The organism is Micromonospora mirobrigensis (assembly GCF_900091555.1).
Lineage (GTDB): Bacteria > Actinomycetota > Actinomycetes > Mycobacteriales > Micromonosporaceae > Micromonospora > Micromonospora mirobrigensis.
The window spans coordinates 123,645-146,622 of record NZ_FMCX01000007.1 but is presented as its reverse complement, the minus strand read 5'-3'; the positions used below and the strand labels follow the sequence as shown (position 1 = coordinate 146,622).

Below are 22,978 nucleotides of genomic sequence, written 5' to 3'. Positions count from 1 at the left end.
ACCTCAGGTGGTCGGGTAGCTGCTGTAGTCGGGGAAGTTGCCGTAGAGCCGGCCGCCGCCCACGGTGACCGCCTGGACCAGCAGCTCACCGCCGACGAAGGCGCCCTTCCAGGAGGCACCCCGCCCGCCGAACGGCTCCTCCCGGTCGCCCCGGGAGCGGGGCTTGTTGATGCCCACCTTGAACGCCTGGAGGTCCACCGCCAGCTTGCCGGCGAGCTCCTCGTCGTCGCAGGCGAGCGAGGCGACCAGCGCGCCGTTGGAGGCGTTCATCGCGGCCAGCAACTCGTCGGTGGTGTCCACCACCACGATGGTGTCCACCGGCCCGAACGGCTCGGCGTGCATCAGCCGGGACCGGCCGGGCGGGGCGAGCAGCACCGCCGGGGCAACGTACGCCGAGGTGTCCTGGCCGTCGAGGAAGGGCGCGCCGTCGAGCCGGCCCCGGTGCAGCGGCACGGCGCCGCCGCGTACCGCCTCGTCGACCTTGCGGCGCAGCTCCTCGGCCTTGGCCGCGCTGATCAGCGGGCCGAAGTCCAACTCGGGCAGCGGGTCGCCGGCCGACCAGTCGTCGCCGACGGCGAGCGGGTGTCCGAACCGGACGGAGCGGACGACCGGCAGGTACATGTCGAGGAACTCGTCGACCAGGTCGCGCTGGACCACGAACCGCGGGTATGCGGTGCAGCGCTGCTTGCCGTACTCGAAGCCCTTCTTCAGGTGCTTCGCCAGCATGTCCCACTGGGAGAAGTTCCAGATGCCCCAGGCGTTCAGGCCCTCCTGCTCGATGAAGTGCCGCTTGTCGGTGTCGAGCAGCGCGGCGGCGACCTTGCCGCCGTTGGAGCGCCCGCCGACGAATGCCACGGCGCCGATCTCCGGGGCCCGGACCAGCACCTCGGAGAGCTCCTCACCGCCGCCGGAGAGCAGGGTGGCGGGCAGGCCGGCGCGGCGCATCAGCGCGTGGGCGACGGTGAGGCAGACCGCGCCGCCCTGGGAGGGGGTCTTGGCGATGACCGCGTTGCCGGCGAGCAGTTGCACCAGCTCGGCGTGGACCAGGACGCTCATCGGGTAGTTCCAGGAGGCGATGTTGCTGACCGGGCCGGCGAGCGGTTCCCGTCCGTCGGCGAGCATCCGGTCGATCTCGTCGACGTACCACCGGACGCCGTCCAGGGCCCGGTCGACGTCGGCGCAGGCGAGCCGCCACGGCTTGCCGATCTCCCAGACCAGCAGCAGGGCGAGCAGGTCACGGTGGGTGGTGAGCGCGTCGAGGGCGTCGACCACCCGGGCCTTGCGGTCGGCCAGGGCGGTGGCGGCCCAGTCGCGGTGCGCGGTGGCGGCGTGCGCCACGGCGGCGCGGGCGGTGTCGGCGTCCACCCGGGGCAGGTTGACCAGGACGGTGTTGTCGATCGGCGTCCGGACCGGGCTGGGCGTGCCGACCGGCTGCCACTGCCCGGAGAGCAGGTTGTGCAGGGTGGGTACGCCGTCGACCTCGGCCCCGAAGGCCTCCGGGGTGGCGGCCACGGCGCGGGCGAGGGTGTCGGACCAGGCGGTGCCGTCGGCGAGTCGTAGGGCCATCGCGATCTCCTCAGGGTCGACCGGGGGAGCGGCGGCGTCGATGGCACCGCTGGTGTCGCGTACTGTCCCGCGCGGCCGTTCGGCCGGGCAACCGTACGCTCGTATCCCAGGACGGCCGGTCCACGTTCACGTTCCGTCCGGTGGTGTGCCCGGGGTGGAGTGACGCCGCTGAACAGCGACTACGCCGAAGAGTTATCGACTCACGTCGATGATGTGATCCAGTGCTCAGCCGGTTACCGATCGGTAGGCGAAGGGGCCGGAACGGCGACGACCGGCCACCGGAGGGAGGTCCGACGGCCGGTCGTGGATGCCGGCGTGAGATCAGCTGGTGAAGGTGATCCTGTCCCGACGGCGCCGCAGCACCATCAGCGCCACGCCGCCGCCGATCAGGGCGAGGCCGGTCAGCGCGGTGCTGGTGGCCGCGACACCGGTCAGCGGGAGGCCGCCGTCGGTCTCGGTCCCGCCGCCCCCGCCGCCCATCGGGGTCCCCGGCGACACCGGGGTGTCCGACGGCGAGCCGGTCGACCCGCCGGGGTTCGGCGACCCCGACTCCGACCCGGACGGCGTCGGCGACTGCGACTCCGACGGGACCGGCGACGGCGACCCGGTCGACGAGGCCGCGCACGGCTGGAGCCAGAACACCTTGTGCTTGGCGTCCGAGGACTTGCCGTCGACCAGGTCGACGTCGAGCTTGATGTGGTAGCCCTGCTTCGGGTGCGCGGTGGCGCCACTGAGGTCCAGGTCGCCCGCGGAGAGCTTGATGACCTCGTCGTGGTCGTTCTCCGCGCCCGCGGCGGCGTCGGTGCTGATGACGTGGCTCTTCGTCGACCAGACCTCGACGGCCTTGCCCGAGGGGGGCTGCGCCGAGAGGGTGATGTCGGCCTGCTGGCCGGCGTCGAAGTTGAAGAACTCGAGCTCGAAGTCGCAGGTGACGTGGGGCTGGTTGTCGACCTTGTCCTCGAACTCGCGACCGTCGATCTTCACCGTGCCGTTGTCGCCCGGCGGGTTGTGCCCACCCGGGCCGGTGAGGGAGGCGGTCGCCCACGCCGGAGCGGCGAAGGCGAGGGAGGCAGTGGCGGCGGCTGCAGTCAGGGCCGCGCGCGCCACGTGCCGACGCTGTGGCATGAAAAATCCTCCGGGATTGGTAGAGGGGACGTGACATGTTCCCATGAATGCGCGCGGAGGGCGACCTCGGACGAACGGTCTGAGCTGCGAATACTCGCCGATGCGACGACGAAATTGAGCACATTGGTCGCCCATTCCAGGCGTGTCGTCGTAACGGAAAAACCGCGCCTGACGCTCCGCGCGGATGGCCGCGGCGCGCCGGGCTCTCTTCACAAACCGGCAAGAGCCGGTTTACATTGTCGAGCATCCATGGGAGCGCTCCCGGGCTCGCCTGGTCACCCCCACCACCACCGCCGCACGGCAGCGTCGACCCGGACGCCGTTCCTCGTCCGACCGGCGCTGCCGTGCGGTGCCACCGACAGGAGTCCACCGTGCACCACCCGACCCGGCCGCCCGGTCCCGGCCGAACCCGGTCGCGCCGCCTGCTCGCCACCGGCGCCGCCCTCCTCACCACGCTGACCGCACTGGCGGCCCCCGCCACCGCCGCCCCCCGCACCACCACCCCCGCCGCCGTCCACACCGGGGCGGTTCGCGCCGACGGCGCGCGGACCACGGCCGCGCTGGCCGCGCCCACCTTCAACTACGCCGAGGCGTTGCAGAAGTCGCTGTTCTTCTACGAGGCCCAGCAGTCCGGGAAGAAACCGGCCTGGAACCGGGTCTCCTGGCGCGGCGACTCCGCGCTCACCGACGGCGCCGACGTCGGCCTCGACCTCACCGGCGGCTGGTACGACGCCGGCGACCACGTGAAGTTCGGCTTCCCGATGGCCTTCAGCACCACCATGCTGGCCTGGGGCGCGGTCGAGTACCGCGACGGCTACGTCGCCTCCGGCCAGCTCCCACACCTGCTGAACAACCTGCGCTTCGTCAACGACTACTTCGTCAGGGCGCACCCCGCCCCGAACGTGCTCTACGGGCAGGTCGGCAAGGGCGACGACGACCACAAGTGGTGGGGGCCGGCCGAGGTGCTGCCGATGGCGCGGCCCGCGTACAAGATCGATGCCAGCTGCGGCGGCGCGGACCTGGCGGGGGAGACGGCGGCCGCGATGGCCGCGTCCTCGATGGTCTTCCGGCCCACCGACGCCGCCTACGCCGACAAGCTGCTCACCCACGCCAGGCAGCTCTACACCTTCGCCGACACGGTGCGGAAGAGCTACCACGAGTGCATCACCGACGCGACCAGCTTCTACCGGTCGTGGAGCGGTTACCAGGACGAGTTGGTCTGGGGCGCGATCTGGCTCTACCGGGCCACCGGCGACGCCACCTATCTCGCCAAGGCCGAGAGCGAGTACGACAAGCTCGGCACCGAGAACCAGACCACCACGAAGTCCTACAAGTGGACCCTCGCCTGGGACAACAAGCAGTTCGGGGCGTACGTGCTGCTGGCCAACCTGACCGGCAGGCAGAAGTACGTCGACGACGCCAACCGCTGGCTCGACTGGTGGACCGTCGGCGTCAACGGCTCCCGGGTCAACTACTCGCCCGGCGGGGAGGCCGTCCTCGATTCCTGGGGCTCGCTGCGGTACGCCGCCAACACCGCCTTCGCCGCCCTGGTCTACGGCGACAAGACCTCCGACGCGACCCGCAAGGCCCGCTACCACGACTTCGCCGTCCGGCAGATCAACTACGCGCTCGGCGACAACCCGCGCAACTCGAGCTACGTGATCGGCTTCGGGAACAACTCCCCGCGCAACCCGCACCACCGCACCGCGCACGGCTCGTGGTGGGACAGCCAGACCGTACCCACCGAGACCCGGCACGTGCTCTACGGCGCGCTGGTCGGCGGTCCGTCGTCGGCCAACGACGCGTACACCGACAGCCGCTCGGACTACGTGATGAACGAGGTCGCCACCGACTACAACGCCGGCTTCACCTCCGCGCTGGCCCGGCTCTCCCAGGAGTACGGCGGCACCCCGCTCGCCGGCTTCCCGGTCGCCGAGCAGCCGGACCTGGACGAGTTGACCGTGGAGACCACGGTGATGCAGGCCGAGACCCGGGCCACCGGCCTGAAGGCGGTCATCTACAACAAGTCGGCCTTCCCGGCCCGGGCGCTGACCACCGCGAAGTTCCGCTACTACTTCCGCCCCGACGGCACCGGCCCGGTCACCGTCACCCCCGGCTACACGCAGGGCTGCCCGTCGCCCTCCACCGCCCGCCAACTGTCGGGTGACATCTGGTACGTCGAGGTCGACTGCACCGGCTACACCATCGCCCCGGCCGGGCAGTCGCAGCACCGGATGGAGGTCCAGTTCAAGATCGGCGTGCCGGAGGGCGGGACCTGGGACCCGACCAACGACCCGTCGTACTCCGCCACCGCCGGGCCGAACCGGAAGGTGCCGCTCTACTCGGGCGGGGTCCGGGTCTGGGGCGAGGAGCCGGCACCGGCCACCCCGGACACCACCGCGCCGAGCACCCCCGGCGCCCCGGTCGTCTCGGCGGTCACCGCCACCGGGCTCACCCTGACCTGGCCGGCTGCCAGCGACACCGGCGGCAGCGGGCTCGCCGGCTACGACGTCACCCAGGCGCAGGCCGGCAGCGACGCGCCGGTGCTGCTCCGCTCGTCGACCAGCACGCTCGCCGTGACCGGGTTGGCGGCCGAGCGGACGTACACCTTCACCGTGGTGGCCCGCGACGGCGCCGGCAACCGGTCGGCGGCCTCGCCCGCGGTCACCGTCACCACCCCGGCCGCACCCGCGCCGGACACCACCGCGCCCACCGCGCCCGGCGCCCCCACCGCCTCGGCGGTCGGCCCCACCGGGCTCACCCTGGCCTGGGGCCCGGCCACCGACAACGTCGGCGTCACCGGCTACCGGGTCTACCGCGGCGGCACCGTCCTGGCCGGCTCCACCACCGGCACCAGCCTCGCGGTCATCGGCCTCACCGCCGCGACCGCGTACACCTTCACCGTGGTCGCGGTGGACGCGGCCGGCAACGTCTCGGCGGCGTCCGCGCCGGTCACCGTGACCACCGCGCCGCCGCCCGCGTCGGGCGGCTGCACCGTCGGGTACGTCACCAGCGACTGGTCCACCGGCTTCACCGCGACCATCACCATCACCAACACCGGCACCACCGGGACCAACGGCTGGACCCTCGGGTTCAGTTTCCCCACCACCGGTCAGAAGGTCGGCGGCGGCTGGTCGGCGAACTACACCCAGACCGGCACCGCGGTCACCGCCTCGAACCTCTCCTACAACGGGACGCTCGCTCCGGGGGCGTCCACCAGCATCGGCTTCAACGGCAGCCACACCGGCTCCAACCCGAAGCCGACCGCCTTCACCCTCAACGGCGTCCCCTGCACCGCCTCCTGAGCTTGCGTTTCGCGATCTTGGACAGTTTCCGTTCGCAGTGAACGGAAACTGTCCAGGATTCACGTCCGGGGACGCCAGCCGGCGGCCAGCAGGGCGTGGCGGACGGTGGTGGCGACCTCGTCCGGGCGGGCCCGGACCAGCCAGGCGGGGAAGCGGAGGATCCGGTCGCCGGAGGTCCAGACGTCGTTCTGCCGGCGCATGTCGTCCGCCCACTGCCGGACGTCCATGTGGTGCGCGCCGTCCACCTCCACGTGCAACCCCCACTCCCGCCAGTACGCGTCCAACCAGCGGGTCCGCCCGGACCGGTCGGTGCGCCGTTCCTGCAGATCGGGCGCGGGTAGCCGGTGCCGGCGGCAGAGGCGGACGAAGTGGAGCTCGGACAGCGCCTGCGCCCCGCCGGCGATGTCCGCGATCGTCCGACGGATCAGCTCCTGCCGCCGGGCCCGGGGCAGTTGCGCCACCATCGCGGCGATCTCGTCCGGCAGCACCCGCCGCTGCTGACAGGCCGCCGTCAGCACCAGCTGCGCCTCCTCGACGCCTCGCGCCCAGCCGGCCGCGTCCACCACCGCCCGAGCGGTGACCGTCCGGGTCGGCCGGGCCCGTTGCAGGTGCGTCGCGGGCAGCACCGACGTGCGGTGCACCACGACCGCAGGCATGTCCACCGGCAGTCCACGCAGTGCCCGCCCCGCCCGACGGTCCGCCGGAACGAGCACGTGCAGTGGTTCCCGGCGCAGCCCTCGTACGCCCGCCTCGGCGGCGGCCGTGACGCCGGCCAGCACCGCCTGGGGACCGGCGGCGAGGACGGCCACCCAGAGCTGCTGATCCCGGGTGAGCCGGCCGTTGCCGGTGAGCAGGACGCCCCGACAGACCGACCGCCACCGGCCGGAGCGGACCAGCCCACGGATCGTGCCGGGGGTCAGCAGCCGGCCGGCCTGGGACGTGGTCACCACCCCTGCCTGCTCGAAGGTCAACCACTCCAGCGTGTCCGCCTCCTCGGCGGGCAGAGTCCGCACCACCCGCCCGACTCTGCCCGCGAACCCGACGATTCCGCTGCCCCGCTGCCCGTCCCCGGGCCGACCTTGGACGTTTTCCGTGAGGTGCCCGGCCGGATCGGGCTGCCGTACATGTGGCAGGCCACCGTGGACCGGGATCCGCCCGGGCCGGCCGCCCTGCTGGTGGCCGGCGGCGGCCTGGGACTACGCGGGATCGACCTGCTCGACCACGAGGGGAAGGTCGCGGTGATCGGCCGGGACGGCCGCTACCGGATGCTGCTCCACGGCGGCGCGGAGAGCAGCGCCGGGGAGGACGTGCAGCTCTCCCCGGACGGGCGCTACGTCGCCGACGCTCTCGGCGACGGCTGGCTGGAGACCACAGACCTGACCGACGGCTCGCACCGGGCCTATGACGGACCACCGGACGGGGGCGGCGGCCTCCCGGTGACCTGGGCACCCGACGGCCGGTCGATCGTGGCGCTGGACAACCGCTACGAGCCGGTCCTCGGCCGGGACGCCGACGGGCAGGACATCTACTCGATTCGGCTGGTCCTGCTGGACCTGGACAGCGGGGCGACCCGGGTGCTGGCCGAGGAGCGCAGCGACCGGTGGCCGGTGCGTACCGCCTCGCTGGCCGCGTTCACCCCGGACGGCGCCCGGCTGCTCACCACCGTCGGCGACACGGTGAGCCTGCGCGACCGGACCGGCCGGGCGCTCTGGTCCCGCCGGCTCGGACCGCGTCGGGTGCTCGCCGGCAGCGGGGCGGTCAGCCCGGACGGCGCCCGGGTGGCCACCGTCGAGCTGGACGGCTGCCGTACCGGGTGCAGCGCCGGGGAGTTGGGCGCCCGTACCTGGCGGTTCGGTTGGCTGGACACGGCCACCGGGCGGGACACCACCGGCCCGGCCCTGCCACCGGTACGCGGCCAGGCCGTCCGCGCGCTCGGCTGGCGTACCGGCACCGACCTGGTGGCGCTGCGGTACGAGCCGAACCCGCAGGACGGCATGGACACCGTCGAGTGGAACGACACCGGCTGGTGGGAGACCGGCCACGTGCAGCTGCTGGCGCTGCGCCCCGACGGCGGCACCGAACTGCTGCTCGACCCGCCCGCCGAGGTCTGCGCGCTGGACGTACCCCGGGACCTGCTCGCCGCCGGCCGGTTCGGCGGCCCGGCGGTCCGCGCCCGCCCGTTCCCGGCCCGCCCGATCATCGTCCTGGCGGCCGTGCCGTTCCTGCTGCCGCTGGGCGTGGTGGCGCTGGTGCTGCTGCTGTGGCGAGGTCACCGTCGGCGCGGCCCGGTGGCCGTGCCCGCGCCGGTGCCGCACTGGCAACTCCCGGTCGGCTCGGTGCCGCCACCCCGCCGCACCCCACCCGACCCGCCCTGGCCGTCCGCGGAAACCGGCCCGACCGGAGGAACCGGGCCGTCGGCGGGAACCGGGTCGTCCGTGGGGAGCGGGCCGTCGGCGGGAGCTGGGCCCGGTGGTGGGTGAGGGAGGCCGATCCGGGGCAAGCTGAGCTGGTGGAACCGGAACTGCTGACCGTGGGGCACGGCGCCGCCGACCGGGAGCGGATGGGCGAGCTGCTGGCCGGCGCGGGCGTCGCCCTGGTGGTGGACGTCCGGCGGTACCCGGCCAGTCGCACCAACCCGGACGTCCGCCGGGAGGCGCTGGAGGAGTGGCTGCCCGGGCGGGGCATCGACTACCGCTGGGAGCCGCGCCTCGGCGGCCGGCGACACGTCCCGGCCGGGGAACCCGAGCCGGACACCTGGTGGACGGTGGCGGCCTTCCGGGCGTACGCCGCGTACACCCGCACCCCCGACTTCGACGCGGCGCTCGACGCGGTCCTCGCCGACGCGGCGCGGCGGACCACCGCGGTGATGTGCAGCGAGAGTGTGTGGTGGCGGTGCCACCGGCGGCTGATCGCCGACGTGGCGGTGCTCGGCCGCGGCGTCGAGGTGCGGCACCTGATGCCCGACGGGCGGCTCACCCCGCACCGGCCCGCCGAGGGCGCCCGCCGCCGCCCCGACGGCCACCTGCTCTGGGCCGGCTGACCTTCCGTGCCGCCCCGCCGAGTCAGTCCGCCAGTTCGTCGGCGAGCAGGTCCATCAGCAGGCCGTCGTGCCAGCGCCCGTCGGGGCCGCGTTCGTAGCGGCGCAGGATGCCGACCGGCCGGAACCCGACCTTCGCGTACGCCCGGATGGCGGGGGTGTTCGCCGCCGCCGGGTCGATGGTGAACCGGTGGTGGCCGTGTTCGTCGATCAGGTGCCGGGTCAGGGTGCGGATGGCGTCGCCGCCCAGACCCCGGCCGCGTACCTCGGGGTCGAGGAAGATGTCGATGCTGGCGTGCCGGTATTCCGGGTCGGACTCCTCGCCCCACTGGATGGCGCCGACCACCCGCCCGTCGTGCTCGACGGCGTAGACGGTCAGCTCGTCGTCGAGGTCGGCGCGGATCGTGCCGGTCAGGTCGTCGTCGCCGCGCCACCAGCGGCGTACCTCGGGATGGGCCCGGATGGCGGCGAGGACGGCCACGTCGTCGTCCGCCGCCGGGCGCAGGGTGACCGATCGTCCGCGCAGCATCCGGCTCAGCCCTCCGTCGCGCCGTGCTCGACGCAGAGCGCCGACCAGCCCACCGGCAGCACCTGCACCTTCATCCGGCGCCGGCAGTGCGCGCAGTAGCGCGGCGGCTCCAACGCCCGGGCCGCCGCGCAGGCGGTGTGCGCGCCGGTGGCCGCGGCCTCGCCGCAGCGGTCGCACCAGGGTGCGACCGCCGCGGACTGGGAAAGTTCCGTCACTGCTCGGCCCTCACAGGGTGGCGGAGAGCGCCTTGACCGGCATCTTCAGGTCGTCCAGCAACTCCAGGTCGGCGTTGGCCGGCCGGCCCAGCGTGGTCAGGTAGTTGCCGACGATGACCGCGTTGATGCCGCCGAGCAGGCCGTCGCGGGTGCCCAGGTCGCCCAGGGTGAGCTCCCTGCCCCCGGCGTAGCGCAGGATGGTGCGCGGCATGGCCAGCCGGAACGCGGCGATCGCCCGCAGCGCGTCCTTGCCCTCGACCACCGGCCGGTCACCGAGCGGGGTGCCCGGGCGGGGGTTGAGGAAGTTCAGCGGGACCTCGTGCGGGTCCAGCTCGGCGAGCTGCGCGGCGAACTCGGCCCGCTGCTCCAGCGTCTCGCCGAGGCCGAGGATGCCGCCGCAGCAGACCTCCATGCCGGACTCGCGGACCATCCGCAGGGTCTCCCAGCGCTCCTCGAAGGAGTGCGTGGTGACCACGTTCGGGAAGTAGGAGCGGCAGGTCTCCAGGTTGTGGTTGTAGCGGTGCACGCCCATCTCGACCAGCTCGTCGACCTGCTCCTGGTTGAGCATGCCGAGCGACGCGGCGACCTGGATGTCGACCTCCGCCTTGATGGCGGCCACACCCTCGCGCATCTGCTTCATCAGCCGGGCGTCCGGGCCGCGGACGGCGGCGACGATGCAGAACTCCGTCGCCCCGGTCTTCGCGGTCTGCCGGGCCGCCTCCACCAGGTTGGGGATGTCCAGCCAGACCGAGCGGACCGGCGAGGTGAACAGCCCCGACTGGGAGCAGAAGTGGCAGTCCTCCGGGCAGCCGCCGGTCTTCAGCGAGACGATGCCCTCGACCTCCACCTCCGGGCCGCACCACCGCATCCGCACCTCGTGGGCGAGCTGGAGGGCGGCGGGCAGGTGCTCGTCGGGCAGGTTCAGCACGGCGAGGATGTCGGCCTCGTCGAGGCCGACGCCGTTCTCCAGCACCTGGGTACGGGCGCGGTCGAGGATCTCTGGCATGGCTCGTACCCTACAAGGCCCGCCGACCGGCGGGAACGGCCTCCGGGCCCGAGCGGCGGTGTGCCGGGCGGGTGCGGCCCGCGCCACGCCGGTCACCGGCGGGCCGGGTGGTAACTTCGCCCCTCGGAAGCGGGCGGCGGAGGAGGGGCGACGGCATGGGTGACTGGCTGGCGGCGCTGGACCGACGCGCCGACCTGCGGGCCAAGGCGGGACTCACCCGCCGGCTGCGGCCCCGGGCCGCCGGCGACCCGGTGGTCGACCTGGCCGGCAACGACTACCTCGGCCTGGCCACCCACCCGGAGGTCACCGCCGCCGCCGCGCGGGCGCTCTCCGCGTACGGGCTGGGGGCGACCGGGTCGCGGCTGGTCCGCGGCTCCACCGACGCCCACCACGCGCTGGAGGACGCGCTGGCCGACTGGCTCGGCACCGCCGGGGCGCTGGTCTTCTCCTCCGGCTACCTGGCCAACCTGGCGGCCGTGCGGGCCGTGGTGCAGCCGCGCACCCTGCTGGTCTCCGACGCCCACAACCACGCCTCGCTGATCGACGGCTGCCGGATCTCCGGTGCCGAGACCGTGGTCACCCCGCACGCCGACGTGGACGCGGTGGCCGCCGCGCTCGCCGCCCACCCGGGCCGGCCCGCCGTGGTGGTTACCGAGTCGGTCTTCTCCGTCGACGGCGACCTCGCCCCGCTGGCCGAGCTGCACGCGACCGCCCGGGCGCACGGCGCGCTGCTGCTGGTCGACGACGCCCACGGGCTCGGCGTGATCGGTCCCGAGGGCGCCGGCGGGGTGGCCGCCGCCGGGCTGGCCGGGCAGCCGGACGTGGTGCTCACCGCCACCCTGTCCAAGGCGCTCGGCGGTGCCGGTGGGGTGGTCGCGGGCCCGGCGCCGTTCGTCCGCCACCTGATCGAGACCGGTCGTACGTTCATCTTCGACACCGCCCCGCCGCCGGCCGTGGTGGCCGGCGTGCACGCCGCCGTCGGGTTGGCCCGGGCCGGCGGGGGGCTGCGCGCGGAGCTGGCCGAGCGGGCGGCGCTCGCGGTGCGCCGGCTGCGCGCCGCCCGGCTGACCGTCTCCGACCCGGACGGGGCGGTGGTGTCGGTGACCGCGCCCGGCCCGGAGGCCGCCACCGCCTGGGCGGCGGACTGCCGCGACCGGGGCGTCGCGGTCGGCTGCTTCCGGCCGCCGTCCACCCCGGACAGCCGGTCCCGGCTGCGGCTGACCATCAGCGCCGGGGTGCCCCGGCCGGACTTCGAACGGGCTTTGGACGTCATCGTGGAGTGTGCCCCTTGAGTGGAGGATGGCAGGGGCCGGTGCTGGTCACCGGCACCGACACCGAGGTCGGCAAGACCGTGGTCACCGCGGCGATCGCGGCGGCGGTGCAGGCCGCTGGCCTCCGGGTCGCCGTGATCAAACCCGGTCAGACGGGTACGGCCACCGGGGACCCCGGTGACGTCGACTCGGTGACCCGGCTGGCCGCCCCGTCGACCGGTCGGACCCTGGTCAGCTATCCGGACCCACTCGCCCCGCTGGCGGCGGCCCGGGTGGCGCAGATGGAGCCGCTGGAGCTGTACACCGCCGTCGACGCGATCCGCGCGGAGGCGGAGAAGCACGACCTGGTCCTCGTCGAGGGGGCCGGCGGGCTGCTCGTGCCGATGGGGTTGCGCCCCTCGGGCGAACCGTGGACGGTGGCCGACCTGGCCGTGTCGCTCGGTACGCCGGCGGTGGTGGTCGCCCGGGCGGGCCTGGGCACGCTGAACCACACCGCGCTGACCCTGGAGGCGCTGGAGCGTCGGGGCGTTCCGGCCGGCGTGGTGATCGGCGCCTGGCCGGCCGAGCCGGAGCTGGTGCACTGGACGAACCTGACCGACCTGGTGCCGAACCTGCTCGGCGCGGTGCCGATGGGCGCCGGCGCGATGGACCCGGGGGTGTTCCGCCGCTCCGCGCCCGGCTGGCTCACCCCGGACCTGTACGGCGTGCTCGACGACTGGCGGGCCTGGGCCGAGGAGATCAGCTGACCTTCGTCGGTGCCGGCGTCGGTCGGGCGTCGGTAGCCTGACGCCGTGTCGGGCTGGCGGGACGGACGGATCGGTCGGGTGCTGCCCGACGTGCTGCTCTGGGCCGTGCTGGCCGCCCCGGTGGCGTACGCCCGGCTCACCCCGCCGTACGAGCCGTACGTCGCGGTGCTGCTGCTCGGTTCGCTGCTGCTGCTCGCCGCCGCCGTGGCGGTGGGCCGGCGGGCGCCGCTGGTCTCGGTGGTGCTGGTGCTGGCCGGTTCGGCGGACGGCAACTTCGTCTTCGCCCTGCTGGCGTTCGCCTACCTGGCCGGGCGGCGGGGGGCCCGGACGGCGCCCGCCGTCGTGCTCTTCGCGGTGGTGGCCGCCGCCGGGACGGTGCTGCACCTGGCCGTGCTGGGCACCGGCATGGCGACCTGGTTCCTGCTGAGCTGCGTGCTGCTCGGCGCGGGAGTGTTCCCCTGGCTGGTCGGCCGGTACAACCGGCAGCGGCACGAGCTGGTGGTGGCCGGTTGGGAGCACGCCGAGGCGTTGGAACGGGAGCAGCGGGGCGCCGCCGAGCGGGTGCGGCTGCGGGAGCGGGCCCGGATCGCGCAGGACATGCACGACACGCTGGGCCACGAGTTGAGCCTGATCGCGTTGCGCGCGGCGGCGCTGGAGCTGGCCGACGACCTGCCCCCGGCGCACCGGGCGGCGGCCGGGGAGCTGCGGGCCAGCGTGGCCGGGGCGACCGAGCGGCTGCACCGGATCATCGGGGTGCTGCGGGAGGCCGCCGACCCGGTCGCCACCCGGCCGGCCGGGGCGGACCTGGTGGAGCTGGTGGACGGCGCCCGGGAGGCCGGCATGGCGGTCACCCTGCGGGTGGCGCCCGACGCGGCCGGGCTGCCGGCGGTCACCGGGCGGACCGTCCACCGGGTGGTCCGGGAGGCGCTCACCAACGCCGCCCGCTACGCCCCGGGCGCCGCGGTCACGGTCACCGTGAACGGTGGGCCGGGCCGGTTCCGGGTACGGGTGGTCAACGCCACGCCACCGGAGGGGCCGCTGCCCGGCCCGCCGTCGCACGGCTCCGGCCTGGTCGCCCTCGCCGAGCGGGTGCGGCTGACCGGCGGGGAGTTCACCGCCGGCCCGACCGGGGCCGGCGGCTTCGCGGTCGACGCCCACCTCCCGACGGACGCCCACCTCCCGACGGACCTCCCGGTCGACGTGCGCGCGCCGGGCGGCGGGGCGGCGGGCGGGCCGGCCGCCGAGCCGTCGCGGGCCGACCCGGCGGGTGGCCCGTCGACCGGGCCGGGGGAGCGGATGCGGGCCGCCCAGCGTGGGGCGCGGCGCAGCCTGCTGGTGGCGCTCGCCGCGCCGCCCGCCGTGGCGCTGGCGTTGTCGCTGGTCTACTACCCGCTGGCCACCGCGGGCGCGGAGCTGGACCGCCCGACGTTCGAGCGGATGCGCAGCGGCACGCCCCGCGCCGAGCTGGCCGGCCTGCCCCGAAGGCAGGTCGAGGCGCCCGCCGACGCGCCGCCCGCCGCCGCCGGCACCAGCTGCGAGTACTACACCGACGGCAACTTCCCGCTGGCCCGGCCGGTCTGGCGGCTCTGCTTCGCCGACGGCCGGCTGGTCGACAAGGAGCGCTACGACAGATGAGCGACACGATCCGGGTGCTGCTGGCCGACGACGAGGCGCTGGTCCGTGCCGGAGTGCGGGCGATCCTCGCCACCGACCCGGGGATCGAGGTGGTCGCCGAGGCCGGTGACGGCGGGCAGGCCGTCGAGCTGGCCCGGGCGCACCGGCCGGACGTCGCGCTGCTGGACATCCGGATGCCCCGGCTGGACGGGCTGGCCGCCGCCGCGGAGCTGCGCCGGCTGCTGCCCGGCACGGCCACCGTCCTGCTGACCACGTTCGGCGAGGACGAGTACGTGGTGCGGGCGTTGGGCGCGGGAGCCGCTGGCTTCCTGCTGAAGTCGGGCGATCCGCGGGAGCTGATCGCCGGGGTGCGGGCGGTGGCCGGCGGTGGCGCGTACCTGTCGCCCCGGGTGGCGCGGCGGGTGATCGAGTTGACCGGCGAGCGGATCGCCCGGGTGCCGGTCGCCCGGGACCGGACGGCCGGGCTGACCGAGCGGGAGCGGGAGGTGCTCGGGCTGGTCGGTGCCGGCCTGTCCAACGCCGAGATCGCCCGCCGGCTCTTCCTCACCGAGGGCACCGTGAAGGGGTATCTGACCAGCATCTTCACCCGGCTGGAGGTGCGCAACCGGGTGAAGGCGGCGATCCTGGCGTACGAGGCGGGGCTGACCGGCTGACCGGCCGGCCCCGCCTCCCGCACAACGTCAGGCGTCCCGCCGGCGCAGCGCCCACCGGCCGGCGGCCAGCGCGGCGGCGGCCCAGCCGGCCAGCACCAGCAGCCCCACCACCGCCGGGTACGGGTCACCGTCGCCGGTCATGAAGTGCCGGCCGGCCACCCCGGGGAACCCGTCGGCGATCCGGGTCAGCACGGTGATGTCGGGTTCCTGCAACGACAGCGGGACGATCATCAGCACGGCCAGCAGCACGATCAGGGTGAGCACCGCGCTGCGCAGCACGGCGCCCAGCCCGAGGGCCAGCACCCCGACCAGGGCCAGGTACGCCGCCACGGCCAGCACGTCGCCCACCGTGGCGGCCACCGGCGTACGGCCCCACGGGCCGAGCACCGGGACGGCGACGGCCACCCCGATCAGGCCGAGCAGCAGGCCGTAGGCGAAGGTGACCGCCCCGGTGACCACCGCCTTGGCCGCCAGCACGGTGCCCCGGGACGGGGTGGCGGTCAGGGTGGAGCGGATGGTGCCGGAGGTGAACTCGGTGGTGATGGCGAGCAGGCCGAGGGCGAGCACGGCGTACTGGGTGAGGTCCAGCGCGTCGATCGCCACGCTGCCGGCGGTGACGATGCCCCGGTCGTCGGTCGGGTCGGCGCTGGTGTTGGAGTTCTGCGCGTAGATGGCGAGCTGGGCGGAGGTCGCCGCCATCAGCAGCACCCCGGCCAGCAGCGTCCACCAGGTCGTCCGGATCGACACCAGTCGGGTCCACTCCGCCGCGACGGCGCCGGCGAGCGCCTCGCCCCGCCGGGCTGCGACGGCAGGGGCCGCGACGGTGCGGACGGCGGCGCTCACCGGGCCACGCCCGAGGCGTACTCGACCGCGTCGGCGGTCAGCTCCATGAAGGCCTGTTCCAGGGTGGCGGTCACCGGGGTCAGTTCGTGCAGCACCACCCCCAGCTCGTACGCCAGGTCACCGACCCGTCCGGCGGTGACGCCGGTGACGGTGAACCCGCCTGCCCCGTCCCCGTCGACCGCGGCCCCCTCGGCGGTCAGCCGGGCCGCCAGGCGGGACAGGCCCTCGGGCTGCGGCCCGCGCACGCGTACCGATCCGCCGGTGGCCAGCAGCTCGCCGACCGGTGCGTCGGCGATCAGCCGGCCCCGCCCGATCACCACCAGGTGCCCGGCGGTCTGCTCCATCTCGCTCATCAGGTGGCTGGAGACCAGCACGGTCCGCCCCTCGGCGGCCAGCCGGCCGGTCAGCTCGCGGATCCAGCGCACCCCGTCCGGGTCCAGCCCGTTGACCGGCTCGTCGAACATCAGCACCGGCGGGTCGCCGAGCAGCGCACCGGCGATGCCGAGCCGCTGCGCCATGCCGAGGGAGAGCGCCCGGCCGGGCTTGGCGGCGGCCCGGTCGTCCAGGCCGGCGAGGGCGAGCACCTCGTCGACCCGGCGGCCGGGGATCCCGTTGCTGCGGGCCAGAGCCAGCAGGTGCGCCCGCCCCGACCGGGCCGGGTGGACGGCGCGGGCGTCGAGCAGTGCCCCCACCTCGTGCAGCGGTCGGCGCAGCTCCCGGTACGGGCGACCGGCGACCAGCGCCCGGCCGGCGGTCGGGGCGTCCAGGCCGAGGACCATCCGCATGGTGGTGGACTTGCCGGCGCCGTTCGGGCCGAGGAAACCGGTGACCCGGCCGGGTGCGATGTCGACGGTCAGGTCGTCGACCGCGGTCACCGGCCCGAACCGTTTGGTCAACCCACGAAGTGTGATCATGCGTCGACGCTATGGTCGGGCGGGCCGGTCGCGCGGCTGTCGAAAGGGTCCGACCGACCCTGACCTTCGTCAGGTCGCGGCGGCGCCGACCTGCTCGGACCCGACCCCGGTGTCGGCCGGCGGAACGGCGCCGGTGCGGCGGACGACGAAGGCGTCCGGCATCCGGAAGGTCAGGTTGTCCGGGCACCAGGGGGCGCGGAGCACGGTCACGTCGTCCAGCAGCGGCGCCGCCTCGGTGACCACCACGGCCGCCTCCAGCCGGGCCAGCTGGTCGCCGACGCAGCGGTGCGCGCCGGCGCCGAAGGCCAGGTGCCGGCGGGAGCCGCGCTGCCCGGGGCGGAAGTCGGCGGGCGCCTCGACGACGGTCGCGTCCCGGCCGGCCCGGGCCAGCCAGAGCACCAGGCTCCGGCCGGCCGGCACCGACACGCCGGCGAGTTCGGTGTCCACGGCCGCCACCCGCCGCCAGGTGACGATCGGCGGTTCCAGCCGCAGCCCCTCCTCGACCACGTCGGCGACGTCCACGCTGCCGTCGCGCAGTCCGGCCCGGACGGCCGGCTCGCCGGTGAGCCGGTGCAGCAGCAGGGTGAGGAACTGCGAGGTGGTCTCCTGCCCGGCGACCAGCAGGAAGAACAGCGCGCCGACCACCACGTCGGGGGAGTGCCCGGCGGAGCGCAGCCGGGCGGCCAGGCCACCCCCGGTGGCGGCGAAGTCGCGCAGCACGGTGTGGAACCGGCCGACCTCGCCGGCCAGGGCCACCTGCCGCTCGGCGTGCAGCGGAGCCCAGAACAGCTCCAGCGCCGCCCGGGCGAAGTCCTTGACCGCGCCGACCGGCGCGTCGGGCAGCTCCACCAGGCGGGCCAGGACCAGCAGCGGCAGGTCGGCGGCGAGGTCCGCGTACAGGTCGACCGGGTCACCGGCGGCCAGCGCGGCGGCCAGCCGGGTGACCCGCCGCCGGACCAGGTCGGTCAGCCAGGGGCGTTGCGCGGCGACCCGCTGTGGGTGCAGGGCCTCGGCGACGATGCCGCGGATCTCCGGATGACTGGCGCCCGAGTTGTTGGCCAGCGTCGGTGGCAGCCGGAACCGGTGCCCGGCGAGCACCCGCAGCGCCGCCACCGGCATCGGGGTCACCGCGTCCAGGGCGTTGTCCGGACGGAACGTCACCGGGTCGGCCAGCACCCTGCGGACCAGCGCGTGCCGGGTCACCACCAGCTGGGGTACGCCGGCCGGGTCGGGCAGCGTCGCCACGTCCGGCCACGCATCGTCGACGGTCTCGCCCCACCCCCGGAACAGCACGGCGACACGCTAGCGGGCGGCTCCCGGCAGGCCAGGGTTCAGCTCCCAGACGGTGGTGTGCTTCACCCGTACGCTCTCCAGCGCCTCCGGCACGGGCACGTCGTACCCGGCCAGCTCGCGGAACCGGTCGCGGGGCAGGAAGGCCCGGTCCGGGTCGCCGACCAGCACCCGGGCGCCGCCGGTGCGGGCCGCCCGGAGCAGGAAGCGCAGCATCCGCTTCGCCATCGCCTCGCTGTAGAAGGCGTCGCCGACCAGCACCACATCGGCGTCACCGGCGTCGCCGTCGAGGATATCGGCCAGCTCGGCGTCGACGCGTACCCCGTTGGCCTCGGCGTTGAGGGCGACGGCGGCGACGGCCCGCTCGTCGATCTCGACGGCGCGGACGGCCGCCGCGCCGGCGCGGGCGGCGGCGATGGCGACCAGGCCGGAGCCGGAGGCCAGGTCGAGCACCCGGCGGCCGGCGACCACCTCCGGGTGGTCGGTGACATAGCGGGCCAGGGCCTGCCCGCCGGCCCAGGCGAACGCCCAGAACGGCGGCGGCTGGGCGCTGTGGAATTCGCCCTCGGTCAGCTCCCAGAGCCCGATCGGCTCGTCGGCCTGGTGCAGGCGGACCTCGGGGACGAAGGCGACCGGGCCCAGCCGTGCGTGCAGCCGGACGAAGGCCGCGGAGATGTCGGACACCCGGTGATTGTCCCCGGGCCGTGATCCCGGGCGTGTCGCGGGTCGACGGTGACCGGTTCACCACCGTCGGTGAGATCACCGCCTGCGGTTGCGGCTGGGTGCGAACACGCCCGTCTACCGGCCGGTCCCCGCCGCTCGTAGCGTCTGGGGGAGGGACGCGACCGACGGGAGGGCAGGCGGTGGTGAGGGTGTGGCGGTGCGCGCTTCGGGTCGGGCTGGTGCTGGCCGGGGTGCTGTCGGCGGGGGCGGTCGTGGCGCCGCCCGCGCAGGCGGCGCCCGGCTTCGCCACCGAGCTGAGCGGGCTGCCGGACGAGTTCGCCGCGGGGGACGGGGTGCGGACCGTCTCGGCGGTGGTCTCCCGCACCGACGGGGGCGGCTGCCTGAAGGTGCGCTGGTCGCTGGTGCTCAGCGTGCGGGGGTTGCGACTGGACCAGGTGCGGGTGGACCGGGTGGAGGACAGCGGCTCGTTCCCGCTGGACGTCCGGGCCGACGGTGACGTCGCCCGGTTGACCGACCGGCAGCTCGACCCGGGCACGCTCTGCCCGGACCGCACGGTGACGGCCCGCTACCGGGTGGCGTTCGCCGGGGACGTCGCGCAGGGCCGGGTGACGCTGGCCGCCGAGGCGTACGACGAGCAGCTGCGCCTGCTGGCCCGGCAGACCGCCACCCGGTCGGTGCTCGGCGGGTCCGCGCCCACCGCCGAGCCGACGGTCGAGCCGACGGCGGAGGGGGTGCCGACGGTCGAGCCGACGGCGCGGACCGTGCCGACCGAGGAGCCGGTCGAGGAGGAGAGCACGCCGGCGCAGGTGCCGGCCGCCGAGCCGCCTCCCGCCGGGGGCGACGCGGGCCGTCCGGTCTCCCGGGCGGGAGGGTTCGGCGTCGTCCAGGCGGCGTTCCTGCTGGGCGGGCTGCTGCTCTTCCTCGGGGTGGGCCTGCTGCTGCGGCTGCGCTCCCTGGTGCGTACCACCGGGGACGAGGAGGCCGACGCCGCGCCGGCGGGGCGGGGCTGGGAGCGGGTGGCGCCGGCCGCAGCGGGCCGGGGTCGTCGGTGGCGGCCAGCCCGGCACTGATCGACACTTTACAAAAAATGCCCTCTTGTAAAACGCCGGGGTCGCTGCCAGCATCGACGCAGGACCCCGGACAGGAGGCTTCCCATGGCCACCGACGCGCACCCGATCCGCCCGCCCGCCGCCTGGCGGGACCCCCGCAAACCCCTCTGGCCACTGGCCCTGCTGGTCCCCGCCCTGCCGTTCCTGGGCTGGTGGGTCTGGCACGGCACCGGCGCCGCCTGGGCGTGGTGGCTCACCCCCGGCGTGGTCTTCGGCCTGATCCCGCTGGTCGACCTCCTGATCGGCGACGACCGGCACAACCCGCCCGACGAGGCGGTGCCCCGGCTGGCGGCCGACGGCTACTACCGCTGGCTGACCTACCTCTACCTCCCCGCCCAGTACGCCGCGCTGGTGCTGTGCTGCGCCGTCTGGGCCCGGGGCGGGCTGTCCTGGCCGGCCGGCGCCGGCCTGGTCGCCACCGTCGGGGTGGTCAACGGCATCGCCATCAACACCGCCCACGAGCTGGGGCACAAGCGGGAGACCCTGGAGCGCTGGCTGTCCAAGATCGCCCTGGCACCCGCCGGTTACGGGCACTTCTTCGTCGAGCACAACCGCGGCCACCACACCCGGGTCGCCACCCCGGAGGACCCGGCCAGCTCCCGGCTGGGGGAGAGCTTCTGGGCGTTCTGGCCGCGTACCGTCCTCGGCAGCCTGCGCTCGGCCTGGCGGCTGGAGACCGCCCGGTTCCGGCTGCGCGGCCGCAGCCCGTGGACCCACCGCAACGACGTCCTCAACGCCTGGGCGATGACGGCGCTGCTCTTCGCCGTGCTGGTCGTCGCGTTCGGGCCCGGGGTGCTGCCGTTCCTGCTGCTCCAAGCGGTGTTCGGCTTCTCCCTGCTGGAGGTGGTCAACTACCTGGAGCACTACGGCCTGGCCCGGCAGCGCAACGCGGCCGGCCGCTACGAGAAGGTCGATCCGCGGCACAGCTGGAACAGCGACCGGACGGTCACCAACGTCTTCCTCTTCCAGCTCCAGCGGCACAGCGACCACCACGCCAACCCGCTGCGCCGCTACCAGACCCTGCGCAGCTTCGACGCCTCGCCGCAACTGCCCGCCGGCTACGCCACCATGGTCGTGGTCGCCCTGATCCCACCGCTGTGGCGCCGCCTCATGGACCACCGCGTCCTCGCCCACTACGCCGGTGACGTCACCCTGGCCAACGTCCATCGCCGGACCGCCCGGCGGGAGTGACCCCGCTCCGGGCGGTCACTCCAGCTCGGCCGGATCCACGCCGAGCTCCCGGGCCGCCACCAGGCGGATCCAGGACGCGAGCTGGCGGCGGGAGATCACCCGGTCGTGGACCGCGAGCTGCACCGCCAGCCCGTCCATCACCGCGCTGATCCGCCAGGCGGCGCCGGCCGGGTCGGTGCACTCGAAGGTGCCCTCCCGGACACCGTCGGAGATGACCGCGGCCAGGTCCTCGCGCCACCGCAGGTCGAGCCGACGGGAGACCTTCTCCAACTCCGGGGTACGCAGCGACTCCGACCACCCGTCGATCCACATCGACCAGGACGTCGACCGGCCGGCGGGGGCGTAGAGGCGCAGGATCCGCCGCAGCTTGACCAGCGGCGGGGCGGCCGAGCGGATCACCGCGTCGAGCCGGGCGAGATCCTGCTCGGCCGCGTACGCGAAGGCCTGCGCGAGCAGCCGGTCCTTGGTGGCGAAGTGGTAGAAAACCAGGGCCTGGCTCACCCCGGCGGCCTCGGCCACGTCGGCCGTCCGGGTGTTGGCCAGCCCCCGTTCGACGATCACGTCGCAGGCCGTCCGCAGCAGGGCATCCAGGCGGATCTCGGCGGCACGTCTCGTCACACCGGTCACCGTAACCCATCCAACCGACCACGAGCCGTCACTGAGGTGCCTGTCGTGCCGTCCGGGCCGAAAGCGGACAGCGGGTGCGGCACCGGGTGCAGCACCCCCATGACGCAGGCTCCTAGGACGCTTTAGGAGTGGTGGCCGACCGCGGGACGCGCCGGAGGCACCCCGATTTGGCATCGCTTCCGGCGCTGGGCTAAAGTTCTCATCCGTCACCGGGAAACGCCGGGGGCGTGCGGACGTAGCGCAGCTGGTAGCGCATCACCTTGCCAAGGTGAGGGTCGCGGGTTCGAATCCCGTCGTCCGCTCGGAGCTGCCGCCACGCATGACGGGGGCAACCTCGGTGGAGTGGCCGAGAGGCGAGGCAACGGCCTGCAAAGCCGTCTACACGGGTTCAAATCCCGTCTCCACCTCGGCGTTGACGAGGGCGATTGGCGCAGTGGGAGCGCGCTTCCTTGACACGGAAGAGGTCACTGGTTCAAACCCAGTATCGCCCACCAGAGAAAAAGGCTGGATCATCGTGATCCGGCCTTTTTCGTGTTCCTGGTGGCGCCCGTCAGTCGAGGTCACCGGACGGCGGGCCGGCGGCGGTGGGGCGGTGCCGCTGGATCCAGAGCCCCAGGCGCTTCGCCTCGCCCGCCTTCCCGAGAGCGCGCAGCACCCGTACGAGGTTCTCGGCCGCTCCCAAGGTGTCCGGATGGTCCTCACCGAGGATCCGCCGACGACGCAGGTAGGTGGGCGGTGCGGTCCAGCGCGTCGTTGATCCGCAACGTCGCGTTGTCGCCCGCGGCCCAGTCCCACACGTCGAGTTCGACGGAGTAGCCGGCCGCCCTCAGGTGCCAGGTCGCCCACTCGGCCCAGGCCCGGTCCGGCCCCGCGTACGAGACGAACAGGTCCAGTGGTGCCGGCCGCTTCTTCGTGCCGCTCATCCGGACAAGCATTGCGTACCGGTGGCGTCACGGCATCACCCGAACCGACCGCCCTGGCGCCGGCGGCCCGCCCCGGCGGTCGGCGCGGGCGACGGGCGGCACGCACGGCATCGACGCAACTCACTGTGATCTCCTGACATCGGTCCGTTAACCTGCGTTAACGCGTCGATCGGCCCGACCGGCGCTGCTCAGTTCCGCCGACAAGGGCCGCCGAATCATGATCCATCGAGGCGTGTCGAGATCGTCATCTTCGTGACTGTCCGTTGAATTATCCCGGAGGTCATTGCGTTCGGCGCGCGGTTCAGGGAA

General features: G+C 74.5%; 21 protein-coding genes and 3 tRNA genes. 12 read left to right on the top strand and 12 right to left on the bottom strand.

The genetic code is table 11. The annotated features are described in order from the left end of the window. Positions 1-3: 3 nt before the first annotated feature. Together GA0070564_RS22380 and GA0070564_RS29465 are read right to left on the bottom strand one after the other, a co-directional pair. Positions 4-1,566 (bottom strand): aldehyde dehydrogenase family protein, encoded by a 1,563-nt coding sequence (locus GA0070564_RS22380; RefSeq protein WP_091612083.1) that lies wholly within the window; start codon positions 1,564-1,566, stop codon positions 4-6. Between the two features lie 321 nt (positions 1,567-1,887). Then, positions 1,888-2,691, bottom strand: coding sequence for an LPXTG cell wall anchor domain-containing protein (locus GA0070564_RS29465; RefSeq protein ID WP_176730792.1), 804 nt, complete (start codon positions 2,689-2,691; stop codon positions 1,888-1,890). A 371-nt stretch (positions 2,692-3,062) separates the two neighbouring features. Between GA0070564_RS29465 and GA0070564_RS22370 the strand changes: the two genes are divergently transcribed. Beyond that, the gene (locus tag GA0070564_RS22370; RefSeq protein ID WP_091612800.1) at positions 3,063-5,996 is read left to right on the top strand and encodes a glycoside hydrolase family 9 protein; all 2,934 of its coding nucleotides are present in this window, start codon (positions 3,063-3,065) and stop codon (positions 5,994-5,996) included. Positions 5,997-6,055: 59 nt separating this feature from the next. Here GA0070564_RS22370 and GA0070564_RS22365 read toward each other — a convergent pair whose 3' ends face one another. Further along, entirely contained in the window at positions 6,056-7,012 is a 957-nt protein-coding gene (locus GA0070564_RS22365) for an endonuclease domain-containing protein (protein WP_245670157.1), read from the bottom strand. Positions 7,013-7,075: 63 nt separating this feature from the next. Here GA0070564_RS22365 and GA0070564_RS22360 point away from each other — a divergent pair, with 63 nt between their 5' ends. Then, complete coding sequence (locus GA0070564_RS22360) at positions 7,076-8,476, top strand: WD40 repeat domain-containing protein (RefSeq protein WP_141714838.1); 1,401 nt, start codon at positions 7,076-7,078, stop codon at positions 8,474-8,476. Positions 8,477-8,505: 29 nt separating this feature from the next. Beyond that, positions 8,506-9,036, top strand: a complete 531-nt coding sequence (locus tag GA0070564_RS22355) for a DUF488 domain-containing protein (RefSeq protein ID WP_245670156.1) — start codon at positions 8,506-8,508, stop codon at positions 9,034-9,036. Positions 9,037-9,058: 22 nt separating this feature from the next. Here the strand turns inward: GA0070564_RS22355 and GA0070564_RS22350 are convergent, their stop codons facing one another. From GA0070564_RS22350 to bioB, 3 genes are read right to left on the bottom strand one after another with little or no spacing between them, the layout of a single operon-like run. Beyond that, complete coding sequence (locus GA0070564_RS22350; RefSeq protein ID WP_091612074.1) at positions 9,059-9,562, bottom strand: GNAT family N-acetyltransferase; 504 nt, start codon at positions 9,560-9,562, stop codon at positions 9,059-9,061. Between the two features lie 5 nt (positions 9,563-9,567). Beyond that, the gene (gene bsaP, locus GA0070564_RS22345) at positions 9,568-9,777 is read right to left on the bottom strand and encodes a biotin synthase auxiliary protein BsaP (protein WP_091612067.1); all 210 of its coding nucleotides are present in this window, start codon (positions 9,775-9,777) and stop codon (positions 9,568-9,570) included. Positions 9,778-9,787: 10 nt separating this feature from the next. After that, positions 9,788-10,783 (bottom strand): biotin synthase BioB, encoded by a 996-nt coding sequence (gene bioB / locus GA0070564_RS22340; protein ID WP_091612064.1) that lies wholly within the window; start codon positions 10,781-10,783, stop codon positions 9,788-9,790. A gap of 155 nt (positions 10,784-10,938) precedes the next feature. Here bioB and GA0070564_RS22335 point away from each other — a divergent pair, with 155 nt between their 5' ends. From GA0070564_RS22335 to GA0070564_RS22320, 4 genes are read left to right on the top strand one after another with little or no spacing between them, the layout of a single operon-like run. Continuing rightward, on the top strand, positions 10,939-12,075 hold the full coding sequence (locus GA0070564_RS22335) for an 8-amino-7-oxononanoate synthase (protein WP_091612061.1): 1,137 nt from the start codon (positions 10,939-10,941) through the stop codon (positions 12,073-12,075). Between the two features lie 20 nt (positions 12,076-12,095). Then, complete coding sequence (bioD, locus tag GA0070564_RS22330) at positions 12,096-12,800, top strand: dethiobiotin synthase (RefSeq protein ID WP_176730806.1); 705 nt, start codon at positions 12,096-12,098, stop codon at positions 12,798-12,800. A 45-nt stretch (positions 12,801-12,845) separates the two neighbouring features. Continuing rightward, the gene (locus tag GA0070564_RS22325; RefSeq protein ID WP_091612051.1) at positions 12,846-14,435 is read left to right on the top strand and encodes a sensor histidine kinase; all 1,590 of its coding nucleotides are present in this window, start codon (positions 12,846-12,848) and stop codon (positions 14,433-14,435) included. After that, positions 14,432-15,088, top strand: coding sequence for a response regulator (locus tag GA0070564_RS22320; protein ID WP_091612048.1), 657 nt, complete (start codon positions 14,432-14,434; stop codon positions 15,086-15,088). The genes GA0070564_RS22325 and GA0070564_RS22320 overlap by 4 nt, the downstream gene beginning before the upstream one ends. Before the next feature lie 27 nt (positions 15,089-15,115). On the opposite strand, the gene GA0070564_RS30270 is transcribed toward GA0070564_RS22320, so the two are convergent. From GA0070564_RS30270 to GA0070564_RS22300, 4 genes are all read right to left on the bottom strand, one after another. Continuing rightward, the gene (locus tag GA0070564_RS30270; RefSeq protein ID WP_091612045.1) at positions 15,116-15,931 is read right to left on the bottom strand and encodes an ABC-2 transporter permease; all 816 of its coding nucleotides are present in this window, start codon (positions 15,929-15,931) and stop codon (positions 15,116-15,118) included. After that, positions 15,928-16,845 (bottom strand): ABC transporter ATP-binding protein, encoded by a 918-nt coding sequence (locus tag GA0070564_RS22310; protein ID WP_091612042.1) that lies wholly within the window; start codon positions 16,843-16,845, stop codon positions 15,928-15,930. Before GA0070564_RS22310 ends, GA0070564_RS30270 begins: the two co-directional genes overlap by 4 nt. Positions 16,846-16,914: 69 nt before the next feature. Further along, positions 16,915-18,138: a cytochrome P450 gene (locus tag GA0070564_RS22305; RefSeq protein ID WP_091612039.1), complete on the bottom strand. Its 1,224-nt coding sequence runs from the start codon at positions 18,136-18,138 to the stop codon at positions 16,915-16,917. Positions 18,139-18,147: 9 nt separating this feature from the next. Continuing rightward, on the bottom strand, positions 18,148-18,819 hold the full coding sequence (locus GA0070564_RS22300; RefSeq protein ID WP_091612035.1) for a class I SAM-dependent methyltransferase: 672 nt from the start codon (positions 18,817-18,819) through the stop codon (positions 18,148-18,150). 182 nt (positions 18,820-19,001) lie between these two features. On the opposite strand from GA0070564_RS22300, the gene GA0070564_RS22295 reads away from it, so the two are divergent. Next, the gene (locus GA0070564_RS22295) at positions 19,002-19,889 is read left to right on the top strand and encodes an RAD23 family protein (RefSeq protein ID WP_245670155.1); all 888 of its coding nucleotides are present in this window, start codon (positions 19,002-19,004) and stop codon (positions 19,887-19,889) included. Positions 19,890-19,973: 84 nt separating this feature from the next. Further along, positions 19,974-21,119: an alkane 1-monooxygenase gene (locus tag GA0070564_RS22290; protein ID WP_091612032.1), complete on the top strand. Its 1,146-nt coding sequence runs from the start codon at positions 19,974-19,976 to the stop codon at positions 21,117-21,119. Positions 21,120-21,134: 15 nt separating this feature from the next. Here GA0070564_RS22290 and GA0070564_RS22285 read toward each other — a convergent pair whose 3' ends face one another. Continuing rightward, positions 21,135-21,737, bottom strand: a complete 603-nt coding sequence (locus GA0070564_RS22285) for a TetR/AcrR family transcriptional regulator (RefSeq protein ID WP_091612786.1) — start codon at positions 21,735-21,737, stop codon at positions 21,135-21,137. 238 nt (positions 21,738-21,975) lie between these two features. On the opposite strand from GA0070564_RS22285, the gene GA0070564_RS22280 reads away from it, so the two are divergent. The 3 genes from GA0070564_RS22280 (at position 21,976) to GA0070564_RS22270 (ending at position 22,240) form a co-directional block, all read left to right on the top strand. Continuing rightward, a tRNA-Gly gene (locus GA0070564_RS22280) sits at positions 21,976-22,048 on the top strand. A gap of 34 nt (positions 22,049-22,082) precedes the next feature. Next, a tRNA-Cys gene (locus tag GA0070564_RS22275) sits at positions 22,083-22,153 on the top strand. Positions 22,154-22,165: 12 nt separating this feature from the next. Then, a tRNA-Val gene (locus GA0070564_RS22270) sits at positions 22,166-22,240 on the top strand. 204 nt (positions 22,241-22,444) lie between these two features. On the opposite strand, the gene GA0070564_RS22265 is transcribed toward GA0070564_RS22270, so the two are convergent. After that, the gene (locus tag GA0070564_RS22265) at positions 22,445-22,669 is read right to left on the bottom strand and encodes a toll/interleukin-1 receptor domain-containing protein (protein ID WP_091612029.1); all 225 of its coding nucleotides are present in this window, start codon (positions 22,667-22,669) and stop codon (positions 22,445-22,447) included. Positions 22,670-22,978 lie beyond the last annotated feature (309 nt).

What these genes read in the sequence shown, in the direction of transcription:
- GA0070564_RS22380 (WP_091612083.1), bottom strand. Translation starts at nt 1,566, where the DNA reads ATGGCCCTACGACTCGCCGACGGCACCGCCTGGTCCGACACCCTCGCC.
- GA0070564_RS29465 (WP_176730792.1), bottom strand. Translation starts at nt 2,691, where the DNA reads ATGCCACAGCGTCGGCACGTGGCGCGCGCGGCCCTGACTGCAGCCGCC.
- GA0070564_RS22350 (WP_091612074.1), bottom strand. Translation starts at nt 9,562, where the DNA reads ATGCTGCGCGGACGATCGGTCACCCTGCGCCCGGCGGCGGACGACGAC.
- bioB (WP_091612064.1), bottom strand. Translation starts at nt 10,783, where the DNA reads ATGCCAGAGATCCTCGACCGCGCCCGTACCCAGGTGCTGGAGAACGGC.
- GA0070564_RS22335 (WP_091612061.1), top strand. Translation starts at nt 10,939, where the DNA reads ATGGGTGACTGGCTGGCGGCGCTGGACCGACGCGCCGACCTGCGGGCC.
- GA0070564_RS22320 (WP_091612048.1), top strand. Translation starts at nt 14,432, where the DNA reads ATGAGCGACACGATCCGGGTGCTGCTGGCCGACGACGAGGCGCTGGTC.
- GA0070564_RS22310 (WP_091612042.1), bottom strand. Translation starts at nt 16,845, where the DNA reads ATGATCACACTTCGTGGGTTGACCAAACGGTTCGGGCCGGTGACCGCG.
- GA0070564_RS22290 (WP_091612032.1), top strand. Translation starts at nt 19,974, where the DNA reads ATGGCCACCGACGCGCACCCGATCCGCCCGCCCGCCGCCTGGCGGGAC.
- GA0070564_RS22265 (WP_091612029.1), bottom strand. Translation starts at nt 22,669, where the DNA reads ATGAGCGGCACGAAGAAGCGGCCGGCACCACTGGACCTGTTCGTCTCG.